The sequence below is a fragment of the Klebsiella sp. BDA134-6 genome, assembly GCF_015601345.1.
GTDB classification, from domain to species: Bacteria; Pseudomonadota; Gammaproteobacteria; order Enterobacterales; family Enterobacteriaceae; genus Klebsiella; species Klebsiella grimontii.
In genome coordinates this window covers 2,059,184-2,080,998 of the sequence record NZ_CP064784.1, presented here as the reverse complement: position 1 = coordinate 2,080,998, position 21,815 = coordinate 2,059,184, and the positions used below count along the sequence as shown (strand labels likewise).

10 protein-coding genes are annotated in these 21,815 nt (G+C 52.8%); 5 read left to right on the top strand and 5 right to left on the bottom strand.

Annotation, left to right across the window (positions count from 1 at the left end):
- Nucleotides 1-51 precede the first annotated feature (51 nt).
- Complete coding sequence (locus IYV58_RS09435) at nucleotides 52-11,703, bottom strand: Ig-like domain-containing protein (RefSeq protein ID WP_195729538.1); 11,652 nt, start codon at nucleotides 11,701-11,703, stop codon at nucleotides 52-54.
- 601 nt (nucleotides 11,704-12,304) lie between these two features.
- Nucleotides 12,305-12,718: a CoA-binding protein gene (locus tag IYV58_RS09430; RefSeq protein ID WP_004131030.1), complete on the bottom strand. Its 414-nt coding sequence runs from the start codon at nucleotides 12,716-12,718 to the stop codon at nucleotides 12,305-12,307.
- Nucleotides 12,719-12,872: 154 nt separating this feature from the next.
- Here IYV58_RS09430 and mgsA point away from each other — a divergent pair, with 154 nt between their 5' ends.
- Complete coding sequence (gene mgsA, locus IYV58_RS09425; protein ID WP_024360052.1) at nucleotides 12,873-13,331, top strand: methylglyoxal synthase; 459 nt, start codon at nucleotides 12,873-12,875, stop codon at nucleotides 13,329-13,331.
- Nucleotides 13,332-13,359: 28 nt separating this feature from the next.
- On the opposite strand, the gene helD is transcribed toward mgsA, so the two are convergent.
- Nucleotides 13,360-15,414 (bottom strand): DNA helicase IV, encoded by a 2,055-nt coding sequence (helD, locus tag IYV58_RS09420; protein ID WP_032742085.1) that lies wholly within the window; start codon nucleotides 15,412-15,414, stop codon nucleotides 13,360-13,362.
- Nucleotides 15,415-15,536: 122 nt separating this feature from the next.
- On the opposite strand from helD, the gene IYV58_RS09415 reads away from it, so the two are divergent.
- Both IYV58_RS09415 and yccS read left to right on the top strand, forming a co-directional pair.
- Nucleotides 15,537-15,983, top strand: a complete 447-nt coding sequence (locus tag IYV58_RS09415; RefSeq protein ID WP_004871560.1) for a YccF domain-containing protein — start codon at nucleotides 15,537-15,539, stop codon at nucleotides 15,981-15,983.
- Between the two features lie 17 nt (nucleotides 15,984-16,000).
- Nucleotides 16,001-18,136, top strand: coding sequence for a YccS family putative transporter (yccS, locus tag IYV58_RS09410; protein ID WP_195729537.1), 2,136 nt, complete (start codon nucleotides 16,001-16,003; stop codon nucleotides 18,134-18,136).
- Here the strand turns inward: yccS and IYV58_RS09405 are convergent.
- Nucleotides 18,124-18,747, bottom strand: coding sequence for a TfoX/Sxy family DNA transformation protein (locus tag IYV58_RS09405; protein WP_049112818.1), 624 nt, complete (start codon nucleotides 18,745-18,747; stop codon nucleotides 18,124-18,126). The genes yccS and IYV58_RS09405 overlap by 13 nt on opposite strands.
- A 462-nt stretch (nucleotides 18,748-19,209) precedes the next feature.
- On the opposite strand from IYV58_RS09405, the gene sulA reads away from it, so the two are divergent.
- Together sulA and ompA are read left to right on the top strand one after the other, a co-directional pair.
- Nucleotides 19,210-19,719 (top strand): SOS-induced cell division inhibitor SulA, encoded by a 510-nt coding sequence (gene sulA, locus IYV58_RS09400; RefSeq protein WP_049112816.1) that lies wholly within the window; start codon nucleotides 19,210-19,212, stop codon nucleotides 19,717-19,719.
- Nucleotides 19,720-20,072: 353 nt separating this feature from the next.
- Nucleotides 20,073-21,143: a porin OmpA gene (gene ompA / locus IYV58_RS09395; RefSeq protein ID WP_004131016.1), complete on the top strand. Its 1,071-nt coding sequence runs from the start codon at nucleotides 20,073-20,075 to the stop codon at nucleotides 21,141-21,143.
- 93 nt (nucleotides 21,144-21,236) lie between these two features.
- Here the strand turns inward: ompA and matP are convergent, their stop codons facing one another.
- On the bottom strand, nucleotides 21,237-21,689 hold the full coding sequence (matP, locus tag IYV58_RS09390) for a macrodomain Ter protein MatP (protein ID WP_004131014.1): 453 nt from the start codon (nucleotides 21,687-21,689) through the stop codon (nucleotides 21,237-21,239).
- Nucleotides 21,690-21,815: the final 126 nt, after the last annotated feature.

Here is a 21,815-nt window from a genome sequence, read left to right as displayed (position 1 = left end):
ATGAAATAACCTCGACGGCGCTTCCCTGCGCCGTCAGCGTTATAACGCCAGTTAGTTGGAGTTATTCGTATCAATCAGCTCGTTGAGCGAATTGATATGCACCCCTTCCAGCGTAATTAAGGTTGTTGATTGATGGTCTCCGGCCCCGCCGTCGCGGTCGATGGATACCACCGTGTTATTGCCAACGTAGCTCAGGGTCACATAGTTGCCCAGGCTGCTGCTGTTCCCATCCCAGTCAACCAGCAGCGCAGACACATCGATATGATCCCCTTGCGCAACCGAGAAATCCTTCCAGGTATCGCTGCCGTTACCGCCGGTATTGTCATCGGCCAGCAGGTTGTAAACCACCGTGTCGGCCCCGATACCCAGGGTGAAGGTATCGTCATAAGCGGTGCTGTGGACATCGTCGCCGTTCACGCTGCCGGTCATCTGCGGATGCAGATCGATGGTCAGCGTCGCCGCGGAAGAAACGCCATTGCTGTCGTTTACCGTGTAGGCGAACACCTCCTTGTGCGTGATTGTCGACACATCCATCCCTGCCTTCAGACTGTAGGTATAAGAACCATTATTCGCCATCGTCAGGGTGCCATAGTCACCGTAAATTGTGACGCTGCTTCCGGTTACTGCGCTACCGTTGCTGGTGGTGATACTGCCATTACTGTTGAAGGTCCAGGATTCGGCACTGCCAGTGGAAGTATGTCCGGCGACGGTGTATGAGGCATACAGTACGCCATGGAAATCTTCCGTACCGCCTGAATTGTTTCCGTTCTGGATATTCCCGCTGACGTTGGTTCCGGCCACCGTATAGTGGGTGGCGGTGTCGAACGTTGTACCGGCGATAGAAGCTCCAACCGTATAATTCGGCGCTGGCGTTAAGAAAGTATCCAGAGTGGCGGTGGCTTTCGAAGCAAGGACCATCTCGTAATTTCCTTCACTCAATGCCACACCCGTTAACGTTAGCGTATCCGTAGCGCTAGCTGTTGCGCCTATAATCGTGGTCAAATTTTCTGTCGGCGTCCCTTGCCATACCAGGACCTTACTGCCATCGGTGAGCACGTGATAAATGCTGACCGTGCTGTCAATCCTGACGGTGTTGACCACCGAGCCACTCGCGGTGTAGTTCACTTTCACCGAGAGGGTATCCATTTCACGATCGGCTCCCACGCTAAAGTTAATCAACTTACTCGCTGATACTCCGCTCCCGCTCGACTTACCGCTTGTGTTCAGTCCAGAGGTGTCAATCGCTGGAACATTCACCGTTGCCAGCGCCGTTGCCACGTTCAGCGCAACCACGTCATTCACCGCCAGCGAAGCCGGGCTGTCGATATCGAACGTCAGCGTCGTGCTCGCCGTGTGGCCCAGACTGTCGGTTATGGTGTAGGTAAAGACTTCCGATTGGCCGACGCTATTCACTCCGCCATAAGGCTGATAGGTATAGCTACCGTCGCTATGGATGGTCAGCGATCCCCAGGCACCGGCTATCGTCGTTCCGCTGCTGGTGACCGCCACCGGATCGGCGTCGGTTACCGAGGTGGCGGTAACGCTGGTCACCTTAATATTTACCCCGGTGTCCGCCACATCGCCGTCGCCATCGCTTTGCAGGACGTTACCCGTCAGGCTGTCGGTGTGATAGCCCTCAGAGTCGGTGACCTCCACGTTGATAAAGGTGCCCAGGTTCAGGTCCAGCAACGCGCCCAACAGGCCGCCGGTATTCGGTGAAGAGACCACCGCCGTGTACGATCCTGAAGGTAACATTGAGGACCAGCCGCCGCCGCTGTAGTCCAGACTGAGACCCAGTCCGTCAACATTAATATTGACGGCGTTGGTCAGAACCTGCACCACTTCGCCGGTCGCCTTATCGACGATTGAGAGATCCGCCGTAAAGGACGATGCGCCGCCCAGCAGGCTCAGCAACGTGCTCAGGGCCGCGCCCAGGCTCAGGCCAGTGCTCCCCGAGACAGTGAGCAGCACTTTTTCGTTCGCGCCGGCGGCGACATCAAAGTCAAAACTATTGCCGTTGAGCAAACCAACGTTGACGGAACCGAGTAACGAGACGCCGACAAGTTGGCCAACGGTACCGCTTTCTCCGTTGAGCGTATCGAACGTCGCGGTCAGATCCGTTTCCTGCGCATCCGGATTGGCCTGCGCCGGTTCGATGTTGCCGCCGATATTAATCGTCAGGTTAGTCGTCGAGGTATTGCCCGCTTCATCAGTAATGGTATAGCTAAAGACATCCGATTGACCGATAGCGGCCCCGCCTTTGGTCAACTGGTAGCTATAGCTGCCATCAGAGTGAATCGTCAGTACCCCATAAGCCCCGGTGATATTGACGCCAGCGCTGGTCACGGTAACCGGGGTCGATCCGTCGACGGAGTCCGAGACCGCACTGGTGACCGAGATGCCCTGACCGCTATCCTGCATATCGCCGCTGGCGGTGGTATCCAGCACGTTACCTTCAATGGCGCCGACGCTATAGCCAACGGAATCCGTCACGTCCACGTTGACAAAGCTTGCCACCTGGGCCGCCGCCAGCGCGTTGATCAACGATACCAGGGGGCCGTTACTTTCCGGCGCAGAGATAATCATGGTGTAGTCACCCGCCGGCAGATTGGCGAAGGAGACCGTGCCGTTATAGGAGAGTCCGCCAAGCAGGCTCGCCGAGATATTGACGCTGTTTTCGGCAATCGCCACGACTTCGCCGGTGGCCGTATTTACCACCGACAGATCGGCTGTCAGGGTATTTCCTGCCCCCAGCAGGTTGACGATAGTGGTCAGCAATCCGCTCGCCGTCAGCAGCGAGTTGCCGTTCACCGATACCGTCATATCTTCAACGGTTCCGGAACCCACGCTAAAGCGCAGATTATTGCCCGACAGCAGCGAGACATCGACGGTGCTGAGTAACGTCAGGCCAACCAGTTGGCCGCTGGTACCGCTGACGTTGTTCAGGTTACCTTCCAGCGCGACAACGTCCGGGCTGTTGCTATCGGGGATGGCCTCGATATCGCTATCGGAGTCCGAGTCGCTGTCGCTATCCGAGTCGCTGTCCGAATCGGAGTCGCTATCGGAATCCGAGTCGCTGTCCGAATCCGAGTCGCTATCGGAATCCGAATCGCTATCGGAATCCGAATCGCTATCGGAATCGGAGTCACTGTCAGAGTCAGAATCGCTGTCCGAATCCGAGTCGCTGTCGGAATCAGAATCACTGTCCGAATCCGAATCGCTATCGGAATCGGAGTCACTGTCAGAGTCAGAATCGCTGTCCGAATCGGAGTCGCTATCGGAATCCGAATCGCTATCGGAATCGGAGTCACTGTCAGAGTCAGAATCACTGTCCGAATCCGAGTCGCTGTCTGAATCCGAATCGCTGTCAGAATCTGAATCGCTGTCCGAATCCGAGTCGCTGTCGGAATCCGAGTCGCTGTCGGAATCAGAATCACTGTCCGAATCGGAGTCGCTATCGGAATCCGAGTCGCTGTCAGAGTCTGAATCGCTGTCCGAATCAGAATCACTGTCGGAATCCGAGTCACTGTCGGAGTCGGAATCGCTGTCAGAGTCGGAGTCGCTGTCGGAATCAGAATCGCTGTCCGAATCCGAGTCGCTGTCGGAATCAGAATCACTGTCCGAATCGGAGTCGCTATCGGAATCCGAGTCACTGTCAGAGTCAGAATCGCTGTCCGAGTCCGAGTCGCTGTCGCTATCCGAATCACTGTCTGAATCCGAATCGCTATCGGAATCCGAGTCGCTGTCAGAGTCTGAATCGCTGTCCGAATCAGAATCACTGTCGGAATCCGAGTCACTGTCGGAGTCGGAATCGCTGTCAGAGTCGGAGTCGCTGTCGGAATCCGCATCGCTATCCGTATCATCAGCAAGACCAATATTGATAGTTAGCGTCGTGGTAGCCGTATCGCCATCCGCATCCGTAATGGTGTAGGTAAAGACCTCCGTTTGACCGACAGAATCAGCGTCCCCGGTCGCATGATAGGTGTAAGAACCATCGGCATAGATCACCAGCGTACCGTAGGCGCCCTCAACGATCGTTCCACCTGAGCTAACCGTTTCCGCCGCTGCCCCCGGCACCGAAGTCGCGATGATGCTGGTCACGGTAATACCCGTACCAATATCACCAACATCCCCGCCAGCATCCGTCTGCAGGACGTTACCGCTGATAATCGCGGATTCGTATCCTACGGAGTCGGTTACCGCAACATCCACCGCAGTCACTACGCTGATATTTGCCAGGAAGTTCACCAGCGTCGGCAGCAGTCCGGTATTCGTCGGCGACGAGATCACCACCGTATAGTTACCTTCCGGCAGATCGCTGAAGCTGGCGCCGCCGCTGTAATCCAGGCTGACGCCTCCCGCCGTGATAGTCACCGCATTCGACGCCAACGCAACCACTTCACCGGTCGCCGTATTCACCACCGCGAGATCGGCCTGGAAGGTATCGGTACCGCCCAGCAGAAGCAGCAGCGTATTGATCAGTGCCGCCGAACTCAGCGTTGTCCCGCCGGAAATATCCAGCACCACATCCTGAGTGGTTCCACTCGCGACGGTAAAGTCAAAGTTGTTGCCGCTAAGCAGCGAAACATCAACCACGCCAAGCAAGTTCACGCCAGTCAACTGGGTAATCGTACCGTTTACACCATCGAGATTGTCATGGTTCTCCGATATCAGTGCGGTATTGGTATCCGCGTTGGCCTGCGGAATATCCGAGTCGCTGTCCGAGTCGGAATCGCTATCGGAATCCGAGTCGCTGTCGGAGTCCGAGTCACTGTCAGAGTCCGAATCGCTGTCAGAGTCAGAATCACTGTCGGAATCGGAATCGCTGTCGGAATCCGAGTCACTGTCAGAATCGGAGTCGCTGTCAGAATCGGAGTCACTGTCGGAATCAGAGTCACTGTCGGAGTCGGAATCGCTGTCGGAGTCAGAATCACTGTCGGAGTCAGAGTCGCTGTCGCTGTCCGAATCCGAGTCACTGTCTGAATCCGAATCACTGTCGGAGTCGGAATCGCTGTCCGAGTCAGAGTCGCTGTCAGAATCGGAGTCGCTGTCGGAATCGGAGTCACTGTCAGAGTCCGAATCACTGTCAGAGTCCGAATCACTGTCGGAGTCCGAGTCGCTGTCAGAATCCGAATCGCTGTCGCTATCCGAGTCGCTGTCAGAGTCCGAGTCACTGTCAGAGTCCGAATCGCTGTCAGAGTCGGAATCACTGTCGGAATCCGAGTCACTGTCAGAATCGGAGTCGCTGTCAGAGTCGGAATCGGAGTCGCTGTCGGAATCCGAGTCGCTGTCAGCATCCGAGTCGCTGTCGGAATCCGAGTCGCTGTCAGAATCCGAATCGCTGTCAGAGTCGGAGTCGCTGTCGCTATCAGAATCGCTGTCAGAATCGGAATCGCTGTCAGAGTCGCTGTCGGAGTCCGAATCACTGTCAGAGTCCGAGTCACTGTCTGAATCCGAATCGCTGTCAGAATCTGAATCACTGTCGGAATCGGAGTCACTGTCGGAATCGGAATCGCTGTCAGAGTCGGAGTCGCTGTCGCTGTCGCTATCAGAATCGCTGTCAGAGTCGGAATCACTGTCGGAATCCGAGTCACTGTCAGAATCGGAGTCGCTGTCAGAATCCGAGTCGCTGTCCGAGTCCGAATCACTATCGGAATCCGAATCGCTGTCGGAATCTGAGTCGCTGTCCGAATCGGAGTCGCTGTCGCTATCCGAGTCGCTGTCCGAGTCAGAGTCGCTGTCAGAATCGGAATCGCTGTCGCTATCCGAGTCACTGTCCGAGTCGGAGTCGCTGTCGCTATCCGAGTCGCTGTCGGAATCGGAGTCGCTGTCGGAATCTGAATCACTGTCCGAATCGGAGTCGCTGTCGGAGTCTGAATCGCTGTCAGAATCGGAATCACTGTCAGAGTCCGAGTCGCTGTCGGAATCTGAATCACTGTCCGAATCGGAGTCGCTGTCGGAGTCCGAGTCGCTGTCAGAGTCCGAGTCGCTGTCGGAGTCCGAGTCGCTGTCAGAGTCCGAGTCGCTGTCGGAGTCCGAGTCACTGTCAGAGTCCGAATCGCTGTCAGAATCGGAATCGCTGTCAGAGTCAGAATCACTGTCAGAATCGGAATCGCTGTCAGCATCCGAGTCGCTGTCGGAATCCGAGTCGCTGTCAGAATCCGAATCGCTGTCAGAGTCGGAGTCGCTGTCGCTATCAGAATCGCTGTCAGAATCGGAATCGCTGTCAGAGTCGCTGTCGGAGTCCGAATCACTGTCAGAGTCCGAGTCACTGTCTGAATCCGAATCGCTGTCAGAATCTGAATCACTGTCGGAATCGGAGTCACTGTCGGAATCGGAATCGCTGTCAGAGTCGGAGTCGCTGTCGCTGTCGCTATCAGAATCGCTGTCAGAGTCGGAATCACTGTCGGAATCCGAGTCACTGTCAGAATCGGAGTCGCTGTCAGAATCCGAGTCGCTGTCCGAGTCCGAATCACTATCGGAATCGGAGTCGCTGTCCGAATCGGAGTCGCTGTCGCTATCCGAGTCGCTGTCGCTATCCGAGTCGCTGTCGGAATCGGAGTCGCTGTCGGAATCTGAATCACTGTCCGAATCGGAGTCGCTGTCGGAGTCCGAATCGCTGTCGCTATCAGAGTCGCTGTCGGAGTCCGAGTCACTGTCTGAATCCGAATCACTGTCGGAATCGGAATCGCTGTCCGAATCAGAATCACTGTCGGAATCGGAATCGCTGTCAGAGTCCGAGTCGCTGTCAGAGTCGGAATCGCTGTCCGAGTCAGAGTCGCTGTCAGAGTCCGAATCACTGTCGGAGTCGGAGTCGCTGTCGGAGTCCGAGTCGCTGTCAGAATCGGAGTCGCTGTCGCTATCCGAGTCACTGTCCGAATCAGAATCACTGTCTGAATCCGAATCGCTGTCAGAGTCTGAATCACTGTCAGAGTCGGAATCACTGTCAGAGTCCGAGTCGCTGTCAGCATCCGAGTCGCTGTCGGAGTCCGAATCGCTGTCAGAATCGGAGTCGCTGTCGGAGTCGGAGTCACTGTCTGAATCCGAGTCGCTGTCAGAATCCGAGTCACTATCGGAGTCCGAATCACTGTCAGAGTCGGAGTCGCTGTCGGAATCCGAATCGCTGTCAGAGTCTGAATCGCTGTCCGAATCCGAGTCGCTGTCGCTATCCGAATCACTGTCAGAATCCGAATCGCTGTCAGCATCCGAGTCGCTGTCGGAGTCCGAATCGCTGTCAGAATCGGAGTCGCTGTCGGAGTCGGAGTCACTGTCTGAATCCGAGTCGCTGTCAGAATCCGAGTCACTATCGGAGTCCGAATCACTGTCAGAGTCGGAGTCGCTGTCGGAATCCGAATCGCTGTCAGAGTCTGAATCGCTGTCCGAATCCGAGTCGCTGTCGCTATCCGAATCACTGTCAGAATCCGAATCGCTGTCAGAATCGGAATCGCTGTCAGAGTCCGAATCGCTGTCAGAGTCCGAATCGCTGTCAGAGTCCGAATCGCTGTCAGAGTCCGAATCACTGTCAGAATCGGAGTCGCTGTCGGAGTCGGAATCGCTGTCCGAGTCGGAGTCGCTGTCGGAATCCGAGTCGCTGTCGCTATCCGAGTCGGAGTCGCTGTCGCTATCAGAATCGCTGTCAGAATCAGAATCACTGTCGGAGTCCGAATCGCTGTCGGAGTCGGAGTCGCTGTCGGAGTCGGAGTCACTGTCTGAATCCGAGTCGCTGTCGCTATCCGAGTCGCTGTCAGAATCAGAATCACTGTCGGAATCGGAATCGCTGTCGGAGTCCGAGTCGCTGTCCGAGTCAGAGTCGCTGTCGCTATCCGAATCACTGTCAGAATCCGAATCGCTGTCAGAATCTGAATCACTGTCGGAATCGGAGTCACTGTCGCTATCCGAGTCGCTGTCAGAGTCCGAATCGCTGTCAGAGTCGGAATCACTGTCAGAATCGGAGTCGCTGTCAGAATCGGAATCGCTGTCAGAATCGGAATCGCTGTCAGAGTCAGAATCACTGTCGGAATCGGAGTCACTGTCGCTATCCGAGTCGCTGTCAGAATCCGAATCGCTGTCTGAATCCGAGTCACTGTCGGAGTCCGAGTCGCTGTCCGAGTCGGAGTCGCTGTCAGAGTCTGAATCACTGTCGGAATCGGAGTCACTGTCGCTATCCGAGTCGCTGTCAGAGTCCGAATCGCTGTCAGAATCCGAGTCGCTGTCCGAGTCCGAATCGCTGTCAGAATCGGAATCGCTGTCAGAGTCCGAATCACTGTCAGAATCGGAGTCGCTGTCGGAGTCGGAATCGCTGTCCGAGTCGGAGTCGCTGTCGGAATCCGAGTCGCTGTCGCTATCCGAGTCGCTGTCAGAATCGGAATCGCTGTCGCTATCCGAGTCACTGTCAGAATCGGAGTCGCTGTCAGAATCTGAATCACTGTCGGAATCGGAGTCGCTGTCGGAGTCCGAATCACTGTCAGAATCGGAGTCGCTGTCGGAGTCGGAATCGCTGTCCGAGTCGGAGTCGCTGTCGGAATCCGAGTCGCTGTCGCTATCAGAATCGCTGTCAGAATCAGAGTCACTGTCGGAGTCGGAGTCGCTGTCGGAGTCCGAGTCACTGTCTGAATCCGAATCACTGTCGGAATCAGAATCGCTGTCAGAGTCAGAATCACTGTCGGAGTCGGAATCGCTGTCGCTATCCGAGTCGCTGTCAGCATCAGAGTCGCTGTCGGAGTCTGAATCGCTGTCAGAATCGGAGTCGCTGTCGGAATCGGAGTCACTGTCGGAGTCCGAATCGCTGTCAGAGTCGGAGTCGCTGTCAGAGTCCGAATCGCTGTCAGAGTCGGAATCACTGTCAGAATCGGAGTCGCTGTCAGAATCGGAATCGCTGTCAGAATCGGAGTCGCTGTCGGAATCGGAGTCACTGTCGGAGTCCGAATCGCTGTCAGAGTCGGAGTCGCTGTCAGAGTCCGAATCACTGTCAGAGTCCGAATCACTGTCGGAGTCCGAGTCGCTGTCAGAATCCGAATCGCTGTCAGAATCTGAATCACTGTCGGAATCGGAGTCACTGTCGCTATCCGAGTCGCTGTCAGAGTCCGAATCGCTGTCAGAGTCGGAATCACTGTCAGAATCGGAGTCGCTGTCAGAATCGGAATCGCTGTCAGAATCGGAATCGCTGTCAGAATCGGAATCGCTGTCAGAGTCAGAATCACTGTCGGAATCGGAGTCACTGTCGCTATCCGAGTCGCTGTCAGAATCCGAATCGCTGTCTGAATCCGAGTCACTGTCGGAGTCCGAGTCGCTGTCCGAGTCGGAGTCGCTGTCAGAGTCTGAATCACTGTCGGAATCGGAGTCACTGTCAGAGTCCGAGTCGCTGTCGGAGTCCGAGTCACTGTCTGAATCCGAATCGCTGTCAGAATCTGAATCACTGTCGGAATCGGAGTCACTGTCGCTATCCGAGTCGCTGTCAGAGTCCGAATCGCTGTCAGAATCCGAGTCGCTGTCCGAGTCCGAATCGCTATCGGAATCCGAATCGCTGTCGGAATCTGAGTCGCTGTCAGAATCGGAGTCGCTGTCAGAGTCCGAATCGCTGTCGGAATCCGAATCGCTATCAGAGTCTGAATCGCTGTCCGAATCTGAATCACTGTCAGAGTCAGCATCACTGTCGGAATCCGAGTCGCTGTCGCTATCAGAATCGCTGTCAGAATCAGAATCACTGTCGGAGTCCGAATCGCTGTCGGAGTCGGAGTCACTGTCGGAATCCGAGTCGCTGTCTGAGTCCGAATCACTGTCAGAATCAGAATCGCTGTCAGAATCAGAATCACTGTCGGAATCCGAATCACTGTCGGAATCGGAGTCACTGTCGGAGTCAGAGTCGCTGTCGGAGTCCGAGTCACTGTCAGAGTCGGAATCGCTGTCGGAGTCAGAGTCGCTGTCAGAATCGGAGTCGCTGTCGGAATCGGAGTCACTGTCAGAATCGGAGTCGCTGTCAGAGTCGGAGTCGCTGTCGCTATCAGAATCGCTGTCCGAATCGGAGTCACTGTCGCTATCCGAGTCGCTGTCCGAATCAGAATCACTGTCGGAGTCCGAATCACTGTCGGAGTCGGTGTCATCGGTAAGATCGACAGTTAATATAAATATCGGGGATCGTCCGCTGACGTTGCCGGCCAGATCGGTCACCGTGGTGCTCAGGCTATGGGATCCTTCCTCCAGTGCTTCAGGAGTAAAGCTCCAGTTCCCGTCAACACCCGCAATTGCGGTGCCCAGTACGGTATCACCGTCATAAATTGTGACCGTGGCACCCGCTTCCGCCGTGCCACTCAGGGTTGGCGTATCATCATCCGTTACGCTACCGCTGTTCAGCGTGCCCGTGTCTTCTCCTGCATTATCAGTTACCTGCAGATCGCTAACCGGGTCCACTATAGTGTCTACCGTCAGCTCAAACGCCGGCGAACTTTCACTGACGTTCCCGGCTTTGTCCGTTACCGTAGTACTCAGGCTGTGGGTGCCTTCGTCCAGACTATCTGGCGTGAAGCTCCAGCGTCCATCCTCGCCGGCAACCACTGTGCCCAACACTGTGTCGCCGTCATAGATCGTCACCGTGGCTCCCGCTTCCGCCGTGCCGTTCAGAGTGGGCGTCGCATCGTTGGTCAGATCCCCACTCTGCAGCTGGCCGGTGTGCTCTGCAACATTGTCAGTTACCTGCGGAATGCTGGCAGCGGGCGCAGTGGTATCTATCGTCAGCTCAAACGCCGGCGAACGCTCGCTGACGTTGCCGGCTTTGTCCGTCACCGTCGCGCTCAGGCTATGAGACCCCTCGCTCAGCTCCGGTAACGTGAAGCTCCAGTTGCCATTTTCATCCGCGACGACAGAACCCAGTATGGTATCTCCGTCATAAATCGTTATTGTTGCCCCAGCTTCTGCCGTCCCTTTAATCTCTGGGGTCGTATCGTCAGTGATATCTCCAGAATGCAGCACACCAGTGATGGGGCCCACATTGTCAATGACTGCTATGTTCTGTGCCGCGGTGGGTAGCTCGGTATCAGTATCGGAGTCGCTGTCAGCATCAGAATCACTATCCGCGTCGCTGTCAGCATCTGAATCACTATCTGAATCTGAATCCGAGTCGGAATCACTGTCAGAATCGGAATCACTATCCGAATCTGAATCCGAGTCGGAATCACTGTCAGAATCGGAATCACTATCCGAATCGCTGTCAGCATCCGTATCACTGTCGGAGTCTGAATCACTGTCAGCATCTGAATCGCTTTCAGAAACCGAAGAGTGGTGGTCTTTGTTTGAGGTGCCGGCGAACATCGCCGCAATGCCCAGCAAAGCTGCGCCCGCCATGACCCAACCAGCAATACTTTGTCCTGCGCCACCGGTCGCAATGACTTCAGAGAGATCGCTAATTAGCGAATAGTGTGCTCCATCAGTACCCGCTCCTTCCAACCACCATAATGCGCCAGTGTCATCATCCATAAGAACCAAATCACTGTGCTGTCCATGTTCATCCACAACGAAAAAGTTTTTAATTGTAACGGTGTCACCGTTATGGAGTTTTAGAACAAGATCATTACCTTGGCGGGTATACGAACTTATATCCTCACGCTTAACGTGCAGGACAACCACTGACTGCGTATTGAGATTAATTTGATTGCCATCAACGGTGTATTCAACACCTGTTTCTTTCACTGTCACATTTATATTTTTCATCAGGTTGCACCCTTGAGATGAAGACGCAGTCAGAGGTATGAGATAATTCTTAATTATGCACCTTATTAGATATACCAGTTCCTGGCGTCCCGCAAGGTTAAATAAAAACAGAAACCTTACATTCTGAAATAAATAAAAAACATTAAATTACAATCACTTAAAATAATAAGCTTACATTTTTAAATGTTAATTAAGGCTATAATTAAAATCGTTACTCACGGTTATTACAATGAAGATAAAATCATGGATAATACATTTCTCATATCGTTAAACCTCCATTTAAGTACCAGGTGAAAAATTTCCGTGATATTAATCATAAAAATCACACAAGAAAAAACAAACATTTTTGAAAGATTCAAAAAAATTATCGCCGTTCCCCATGTATTTACCAGGGGTTATTTATAAAAAATAAATTATCTATTGGAGAAGATTTTTCGTAATAAGGGAGATAAAGCCAGGAAGGTGTCCGTTAAATCCACAAAGATAATGCGCTTTATTTTTAAATAAAGAAACGTTTCGATGTAGTTTTAATTAAAATACTGTCCCTAAATAACTTAATTTATATTGATAATAAAAAACCCCGTCAGGCGGGGTTTTAGGTTTATCGGGCTAATCCCAATCGAGGGATCTCAATCGCCGGACAGCGATCCATCACCACGTTTAGACCGGCGTCTCGGGCGAGAACAGCCGCTTGTTCATTGATTACACCCAGCTGTAGCCAAAGCGTTTTCGCACCGATAGCCACCGCTTCCTGGGCAACGCCCCAGGCCGCTTCCGAATTACGGAAAACATCGACCATATCCACTTTTTCCGGCACGTCAGCAAGCGTGGCATACCCTTTTTGCCCCAGCAGCGTGGTACCCGCAACCTTAGGGGAAACGGGAATAACGTGATATCCCTGCTCCAGAAGATACTTCATCACCCGATAGCTTGGGCGATCAGGTTTGTCACTTGCCCCCACCAGGGCGATAGTCCGCGTCGAGGTCAAAATACCTACGATATCGTTTTCTTTCATCATCATCCTCCTGCTATTTAGCCCAAGTGTATGCTAATCCGGATGAACCCGCATGAGTCCTGACCTGCAGATGCGTCAAATTTTTTCATCCCGACGCTTGCAGCAACAGTCACTTCCAGTAATCTGTCTACAGGCCAAAATGTGGAATGAAATGATGGAACTAACAACACGTACCTTGCCAGCGCGCAAGCATATTGCGCTGGTTGCACACGATCACTGTAAAGATATGTTGATGAAATGGGTCGAGCGCCACCAGCAACTGCTGGCGCAACACACGCTATCGGCGACAGGAACGACCGGAAATCTGGTATCACGCGCGACCGGGCTGGAGGTACAGGCGATGCTAAGTGGTCCCATGGGCGGCGATCAGCAGGTAGGAGCGCTGATTTCAGAAGGTAAAATCGATGTATTGATTTTTTTCTGGGATCCGCTGAATGCCGTACCGCACGATCCGGATGTGAAAGCGTTATTACGTTTGGCGACGGTATGGAATATCCCCGTCGCCACCAACGTTTCAACCGCCGACTTTATTATCCAGTCCCCGCATTTCAACGACCCTGTTGATATCCTGATCCCTGATTATCAACGCTACCTTGCAGAGCGTCTGAAATAAGCCCCGCTGGCGGCCATGCCGCCAGTCATTATGGTTTTCTTGCTACCGGGACACTCAGCGCCTCTAACATTTCAACAAACGGAGAAGGTTGTTCTTTATTAAACAATAACCATACGCGCAGACGTGCGCGGGTGATGGCGACATACAGTAACCGCCTCTCTTCGGCATCGGGAAAATCCTCCGGCTGCGGTAATAGCGCCTGCTCCATAATCGACTCGCGTGCCGGTGCGGGAAACGCATCATCCCCCTCCTTAAGGCCAAGAATAATGGCGTAATCGGCTTGTTGCCCTTTGCTGGCATGAATAGTCATAAAATCGAGCTGCAGATGCGGCCAGCGCGTGGCGGCTTTCTCAAGCGCCACCGGCTTCAAATGATGATAACGAGCTAACAATAAAATCCGCTGTTCTCGTTTGACATAACCGCTCATTTTATCAAGCAGATCGTCGAGTTTGTCCTCCGCTAATAACGTCACCGCTTTTTTGTCCCCTGCGACAAGGCTGTTTAGCGGTTTCGTTAACTGATGCGGATTTTGTTGGATAAACCCGTTGGCGACCTCTCCTATCCGACTATTAAATCGGTACGTCGTATCCAGCGCACAGCAATCTCCTTCGCCAAAATAGTGATTAAAGGCTGTTGTTAAAGAGAGCTGAGCACCGCTAAAACGGTAGATAGCCTGCCAGTCATCGCCAACGGCAAACAGCGTAGTCTGTGTGTTTTGCCGACGTAACGCGGCGAGTAGGGACGCCCGCTGCGGGGAAATATCCTGAAACTCATCTACCAGAATATGCTTCCACGGGCTGACAAAGCGCCCCTTATCCAGAATATTAATCGCCTGATGAATCAGGCCGGAAAAATCGACGGCGTTTTCATCTTTTAATGCCGTTTTCCACGCTTTTAGCAAAGGGGCCATCAGCTTGACGCGCTTGCCAAAAAGATCGCGTACCTCTTCAGGTGCTCCAGCAATCATTTCCGCCTGCGAGCCGCCATGCATACGCATCAGGCTAACCCAGCGGTCAAGGCGACTGGCGATACGACGCTGCAGCGTTTTATCCTGCCAAAAATCCCCTTCCGGGATCTGCCAGTCCATTTCTTCTTCCAGCCACAGTCGCCAGCCTTTCGCCTGCGCTTTTTTCTCCTGGCACTGCTGCTGCCAGCTCTGGACTAAAAGTTTTTGCCGTGCGGCGCTGTCGTTCTCCAGCTTGCTGATCGTCGGAGCTTTTTTACTGCCCTGCTGAATAATATGCAGAGCCAGGGAATGAAAAGTTCGCGCAGAGATCTCTTCAGTTCCCAGACGCTCGCGGATGCGCTCATCCATCTCCTGCGCGGCTTGTCGACCAAACGCCAGGAGCAGAATCTGCTCGGCCGCCGCTTCGCCACGGGTCAATAGCCAGCCAGCGCGCGCCACTAACACGGAAGTTTTACCGCTTCCGGCGCCTGCCAGAACTAATAACGAACGCTCGCCGTTTACGACTGCGCGCGCCTGAGCCGGATTCAGCGGCGATGATTCTACCGCGGCAAAAAAGCCGCAGTATTGTTCCAGCATTGATTCAGTAAACGTTTGATTATGCTCGAGCCTGGCTTTCTCGGTGTTGCTCAACCAACTTTGACATTGCCGCCATAACTCGCGGCAGTTATCGAAAGCGTCAAGACGGGCTGTTGGTACAGGTAATCCGCCAAGCGCATGGCGGATTTTACGCTGGATATCGCTCACCTGCTGACGCGTCAACCATTTCCCCTCTGCGCTGGAACGCGCCACGTCAGCCAGCTGCTGGCGAAGGACATCAGCGGCGATATCGCTCATTTCCGCGCTCCACTGCTGCCAGAGCGTGTTCAAATGATGGTAAAAACGCTGGGTTTCATTCCATTCGGTGCCATGCAAACGCACAACTTTCTCGCCCGGCAGGATAAATTCCAGCTCCCCCCATACCAGACCACGCTTGCAATGGATTGATAATAACTGATTGAAAGGTATAAGATATTCATGGCTATCACCGGAAACCTTTACTCCGGCATTAAGAAGTTGCACCCTATCATAAGGATGCTGAGCCATGCGCTTGCCCAATGTTGTCGCTCTAAGTTCCATATAATGTCGAATTTCAATCAGGTTGGATGTTTTTAAGTTTAACCGCCAGCGACCGGGTGCTCCAGCGTAAAAAACGCTACAATGGCCGGGCCTTATTATCCACGGAATTAAACAGAGGGTTTATGCGTACCGTTCTGAATATTTTAAACTTTATCCTTGGCGGATTCGCCACCACGCTCGGCTGGCTTCTGGCGACGTTGGTCAGCATCGTGCTGATCTTTACGCTACCTCTCACCCGCTCCTGCTGGGAGATAACAAAACTCTCTCTTCTACCCTATGGTAATGAAGCCGTTCATGTTGATGAACTCGATCCTCAGGGAAAGAATAGCCTGCTAAACGCGGGTGGGACACTACTGAACATTTTATGGTTTATTTTCTTTGGCTGGTGGCTATGCCTGATGCACATTTTTTGTGGCATCGCACAATGCCTGACCATCATCGGCATTCCAGTTGGCATCGCCAATTTCAAAATCGCCGCTATTGCTTTATGGCCAGTAGGCCGTCGAGTCGTCTCCGTCGAGACTGCTCGTGCTGCGCGTGAAGCCAATGCGCGCCGCCGCTTTCAGTAACTGAATGGAACACAGAAATGCTCACCCCCCTGCTACGCCGCTATACCCGGAACAGCGCCTGGTTATATAACATCAGGATTTTTATCGCACTTTGCGGCACGACCGCGTTTCCCTGGTGGCTTGGCGAAGTAAAACTCACGATTCCTTTAACGCTTGGGGTCGTGGCAGCGGCGCTGACCGACCTTGATGACCGCCTGACAGGACGTCTGCGTAATCTGGCCATTACCCTCGTGTGCTTTTTTATTGCTTCGGCCTCGGTGGAACTGCTCTTCCCCTGGCCTTGGTTATTCGCAGCAGGATTAACCGTTTCTACCATCGGCTTTATTTTGCTCGGTGGGTTGGGCCAGCGCTATGCCACAATTGCCTTTGGCGCCTTGTTAATCGCCATCTATACCATGCTGGGGGTAACGCTTTATAGCCACTGGTATCTCCAGCCGCTGTTTTTGCTGGCCGGGGCGGTGTGGTACAACTTACTCACCCTCGCAGGGCATCTTATTTTCCCCATCCGTCCCCTACAGGACAACCTTGCACGCAGCTACGAGCAGTTAGCGCACTATCTGGAACTTAAATCGCGCCTGTTCGATCCGGATATTGAAGATGAAAGCCAGGCGCCTCTGTATGACCTGGCAATAGCCAACGGTCAGCTAGTGACAACCCTAAATCAGACCAAAGTTTCCCTGCTGACGCGCCTGCGCGGGGATCGCGGTCAGCGCGGAACCCGTCGCACCCTGCAGTATTACTTCGTGGCGCAGGACATCCACGAACGCGCTAGCTCTTCGCATATTCAATACCAAACGCTGCGCGATCGCTTTCGTTACAGTGACGTGATGTTCCGCTTTCAGCGCATGCTGTCAATGCAGGCGCAGGCATGCCAGAAACTGTCCCGAGCCATCCTGCAGCGCGAGCCCTACCTTCACGATACTCACTTTGAGCGCGCTTTTATGCACCTTGACGCCGCGCTCGATCGTGTAAAGGCCAGCGGCGCGCCGGCGGACCAGATCAAGGCATTAGGGTTTTTGCTTAATAACCTACGCGCAATTGACGCCCAGCTGGCGACAATTGAATCTGTCCAGACCACCTCGCAGTTCAGTCACAACACGGAAAACCTGTTGGCTGACGACCAGCCTGGCGGTTTTGGCGATGTCTGGCTGCGCTTGCGCAGTAATATGTCCCCCGAGTCCGCCCTGTTTCGCCATGCGGTTCGAATGTCATTGGTCCTGTGCGCTGGCTACGCTTTTATCCAGTTGACCGGGCTGAATCATGGTTACTGGATATTGCTGACCAGCCTGTTTGTTTGCCAGCCAAACTATAACGCGACTCGCCACCGGCTGGCGTTAAGGATAATCGGTACCCTTATCGGCGTGGCGATAGGTCTCCCGGTGCTGCTTCTCGTTCCATCCGTTGAAGGCCAGCTGTTTTTAATTGTTTTGACCGGCGTGCTGTTCTTCGCTTTCCGTAATGTGCAGTACGCCCATGCCACAATGTTCATTACCCTTCTGGTTTTGCTTTGCTTCAACCTCCTGGGTGAAGGTTTTGAAGTCGCCCTACCGCGTATATTTGATACGCTGATCGGCTGCGCTATCGCCTGGGCCGCTGTCAGCTTTATTTGGCCTGACTGGAAATTCCGCAATCTGCCGCGAGTACTCGAACAAGCAATCAACGCTAACTGCCGGTATTTAGACGCCATACTTGAGCAATATCATCAGGGACGCGACAACCGCCTTGCCTATCGCATTGCGCGAAGAGTAGCGCACAACAGGGACGGTGAATTGGCATCAGTAGTCTCAAACTTATCAACTGAACCAAGAGCGGGCTCGCAAATTCGAGAAACCGCTTTTCGTTTGTTGTGCCTGAACCACACTTTTACCAGCTATATTTCAGCCCTGGGCGCCCACAGGGAAAAGCTGACAACGCCAGATATCCTGGCGCTGCTGGACGATGCCGTTTGTTATGTTGATGACGCGCTGCACCACTCGCCGGCCGATGAGCAACGGGTACAGCAAGCTCTATCAAGCCTGCAGACCCGGATACAGCATCTCGACCCCCGTGCCGAGAGCAAGGAGCCGCTGGTACTTCAACAAATCGGGCTGCTACTGGCGCTGCTGCCAGAGATTTGTCGGCTACAGCGACAGGTTGAGATTCAACCTGAGTAGGCCTCCCTCTCCTGCATTTGTTCCGCCGCCCACTCCTCAAGCTCCTGACGCTGTTGCGTCGGGAGCGTGGCTGCATGTACGCCAGCAATAGCTCCCTGTAAACAATAAAGAATATTAACCGTTAACGCTTTATTCATTTTCCGTAACCTCAGCCAGGCTTCTTTGGCCCCAATCTTACGCAGCGTTAATTCATCTGTGATGCCTGAATTAATCAACTGTAGCTCCATGTGAAAACTGATATTTGGCAAATTTTTCAATCTCCCTGAATGCCGCTGCCGATGTTTTTCATAGCGAGCGCTCTGTAATGACAGCGCTGATAAATGAAAAAGCATTTTGCTATCCTGCCAAAGCCCTTCATCAATATGATAATACTTCAGCGCGACCAGACGACCATTCTTCTGCATCTTCAAAAGCGGGTTTTTATGCGCCACGCGGTACTCCGCGCTCTGTTCACAGACCCGAAGATAGATTTCCCCCTCGGCCATCATGGCAAATACGGTGTTATCTATCGCCAGGCTATAGCCACCAAATAAGGGCCGACAGCTTATTTTTCCTAATGGAGACAAACATGCCCGAAACTGATGGATCCTAAAACATACAAGTTTCTTCATGATTATTCCTTTGTTAATCATGTAAATAAGACATAAATTTGCTAACGGATCCGTTAATAAAGAAAATAAGTGACTTCTCTTCATGCGGCAACATGAATTATCTCTTTATTTTAATCAGCTTGTTTTTTTGCGAGCGGCTTTCAGAAAATAGCCTTTTGATGAAGTCAAAAGCAGGGAAAGTAAAATGCTTAATTAATATTAATCACATTAGAGCACAAAGTGGAGGGTATCTCTGGTCACTCGTATACGGTTAACATCATCATTTGTGAGAAGAATTTATCCAGGTAAAAAGCGCAACAACGATGAATTCACATTATGTACGCGCTGACATCCGACGCTATCGGCACTTGCTTATTCCCAGAGATGTACAAATTTCATCCAGAAACAGAGAAAATAGTGTTGATCTTTCACCCTGCCGCATATACTGTATATGCATACAGTAAGCCACAGGCGGGATAGACTATGTTTACATCAGCTCACGCAAATCGTTCACCACTGACTTCTACTTCAGTACGTCGTCGCTCTCATGACGCTGCCGAACAGCCAGCTAACGGGCTGATCAGTGAAATAGTCTATCGAGAAGATCAGCCTATGATGACGCAGCTACTATTGCTTCCTTTATTACAGCAGCTTGGTCAGCAGTCACGCTGGCAGCTCTGGCTGACTCCACGGCAGAAGCTAAGCCGTGAATGGGTGCAGTCATCCGGTTTACCGCTGTCCAAGGTTATGCAGATCAGCCAGCTCTCCCCCGCTAATACCCTGGAGTCAATGGTTCGCTCACTGCGCACCGGAAATTATAGCGTCGTTATTGGCTGGCTATCAGAAGAACTGAGCATTGAGGAACATGAGCGACTGGTTGCCGCTGCAGAAGAGGGTCACGCAATGGGCTTTATCATGCGCCCGGTAAGAAATAACGATCAGCCAGGCAGACAACTTTCTGGGCTAAAAATTCACTCAAACCTGTATCATTAACCGAGTTTAGGATTAATCCTGGAATTTTTTTTGCCCTGACGCGAGATGGGCTTTCTTGATGGGCATTTTTGTTAAAATGCTTGTCTGATGCGGCTTCGCGACTTTTTTTGCCCCGAATAAGTTCAACCGTATTTGTTAAACATAGCGTACACAACCCTTTTTTTTCATATGCCTGACGGAGTTCACACTTGTAAGTTTCGAACTAAGTTGTAGACTTTACATCGCCAGGGGTGATCGGCTTACGCTGCATGTATCAGCATAGTTAACAACAAGTCACGCCCCGGGTGAAGGATTTAACCGTGAGGTCTTCTGAACCTTCATGGCGAATTTTGGATGATAATGAGGCGCAAAAAATGAAAAAGACAGCTATCGCGATTGCAGTGGCACTGGCTGGCTTCGCTACCGTAGCGCAGGCCGCTCCGAAAGATAACACCTGGTACGCAGGTGCTAAACTGGGCTGGTCCCAGTATCACGACACCGGTTTCTACGGTAACGGTTTCCAGGGCAACAACGGCCCGACCCGTAACGATCAGCTGGGTGCTGGTGCGTTTGGTGGTTACCAGGTTAACCCGTACCTCGGTTTTGAAATGGGCTACGACTGGCTGGGCCGTATGGCTTATAAAGGCAGCGTTGACAATGGCGCTTTCAAAGCTCAGGGCGTTCAGCTGACTGCTAAACTGGGTTACCCGATCACTGACGATCTGGATATCTATACCCGTCTGGGTGGTATGGTTTGGCGCGCAGACTCCAAAGGTAACTACGCTTCTACCGGCGTTTCCCGTAGCGAACACGACACTGGCGTATCTCCGGTATTCGCGGGCGGCTTAGAGTGGGCTGTTACTCGTGACATCGCAACCCGTCTGGAATACCAGTGGGTTAACAACATCGGCGACGCTGGCACCGTTGGTACCCGTCCTGATAACGGCATGCTGAGCCTGGGCGTTTCCTACCGTTTCGGTCAGGACGATGTTGCTCCGGTTGTAGCTCCGGCTCCGGCTCCGGCTCCAGAAGTGACTACCAAGCACTTCACCCTGAAGTCTGACGTTCTGTTCAACTTCAACAAATCTACTCTGAAACCAGAAGGCCAGCAGGCTCTGGATCAGCTGTATACCCAGCTGAGCAACATGGACCCGAAAGACGGTTCCGCAGTTGTTCTGGGCTACACCGACCGTATCGGTTCCGATGCCTACAACCAGCAGCTGTCTGAGAAACGTGCTCAGTCCGTTGTTGATTACCTGGTATCCAAAGGTATCCCGGCTAGCAAAATCTCCGCTCGCGGTATGGGTGAATCCAACCCGGTTACTGGCAACACCTGTGACAACGTGAAAGCTCGTGCAGCTCTGATTGACTGCCTGGGTCCGGATCGTCGCGTAGAGATCGAAGTTAAAGGCTACAAAGACGTCGTAACTCAGCCGCAGGCTTAAGTTATATCGTCAATAAAAAACCCCGCAATGCGGGGTTTTTTTTGGCTTAAATTCCGCATTCAAAAAAACAGCAGAATCCCGGCGCCAGCATCGCTACTCTTTACCTAGCAGCACCTGCAAATCATGCTTCAGGCTGGACATCTTGCTGGCATACTTCTCTTTATGCTCAGCATCCTCAATTAACTGCACGATAGTTTCCGACAGCGTTTTACCCCGTCTTTGCGCCAGACCTGCAAGGCGCTGCCAGACCACGAATTCAAGGTCGATAGACTTTTTACGCGTATGCTGATGCTCCGCGTTGAAGTGACGCTTACGTCGAGCGCGGATAGTCTGCTTCATGCGGTTCACTAGCTCTGGATTCATATGCTGCTCAATCCAGGTATTCACCAGCACGGGTTCATTTTCGAGCGTCAGTAATACATCGACCGCGGCTTGCGCAGCGCTGGCTTCAATGTAGCGGGTAATAAGCTCACCTTCCCGATGCTTTTTTACCAGATAAGTCCATTTCCAGCCGCTTTCAAGATTTTCCAGTTGTTGATATTTCATTGCGATCTCAATGTGACCGTGTAACTCATTTCAGGATATCAGTTTTTTCCTGATGTGCTGAGAATAAATCATCTTTAGTGATGTTGGTAGATTCGTTATCACCACGACAATCGCAATCCCCCGTGT

What these genes read in the sequence shown, in the direction of transcription:
- IYV58_RS09405 (WP_049112818.1), bottom strand. Translation starts at nt 18,747, where the DNA reads ATGAAGAAACTTGTATGTTTTAGGATCCATCAGTTTCGGGCATGTTTG.
- yccS (WP_195729537.1), top strand. Translation starts at nt 16,001, where the DNA reads ATGCTCACCCCCCTGCTACGCCGCTATACCCGGAACAGCGCCTGGTTA.
- IYV58_RS09430 (WP_004131030.1), bottom strand. Translation starts at nt 12,718, where the DNA reads ATGAAAGAAAACGATATCGTAGGTATTTTGACCTCGACGCGGACTATC.
- IYV58_RS09435 (WP_195729538.1), bottom strand. Translation starts at nt 11,703, where the DNA reads ATGAAAAATATAAATGTGACAGTGAAAGAAACAGGTGTTGAATACACC.
- sulA (WP_049112816.1), top strand. Translation starts at nt 19,210, where the DNA reads ATGTTTACATCAGCTCACGCAAATCGTTCACCACTGACTTCTACTTCA.
- mgsA (WP_024360052.1), top strand. Translation starts at nt 12,873, where the DNA reads ATGGAACTAACAACACGTACCTTGCCAGCGCGCAAGCATATTGCGCTG.
- matP (WP_004131014.1), bottom strand. Translation starts at nt 21,689, where the DNA reads ATGAAATATCAACAACTGGAAAATCTTGAAAGCGGCTGGAAATGGACT.
- helD (WP_032742085.1), bottom strand. Translation starts at nt 15,414, where the DNA reads ATGGAACTTAGAGCGACAACATTGGGCAAGCGCATGGCTCAGCATCCT.
- IYV58_RS09415 (WP_004871560.1), top strand. Translation starts at nt 15,537, where the DNA reads ATGCGTACCGTTCTGAATATTTTAAACTTTATCCTTGGCGGATTCGCC.
- ompA (WP_004131016.1), top strand. Translation starts at nt 20,073, where the DNA reads ATGAAAAAGACAGCTATCGCGATTGCAGTGGCACTGGCTGGCTTCGCT.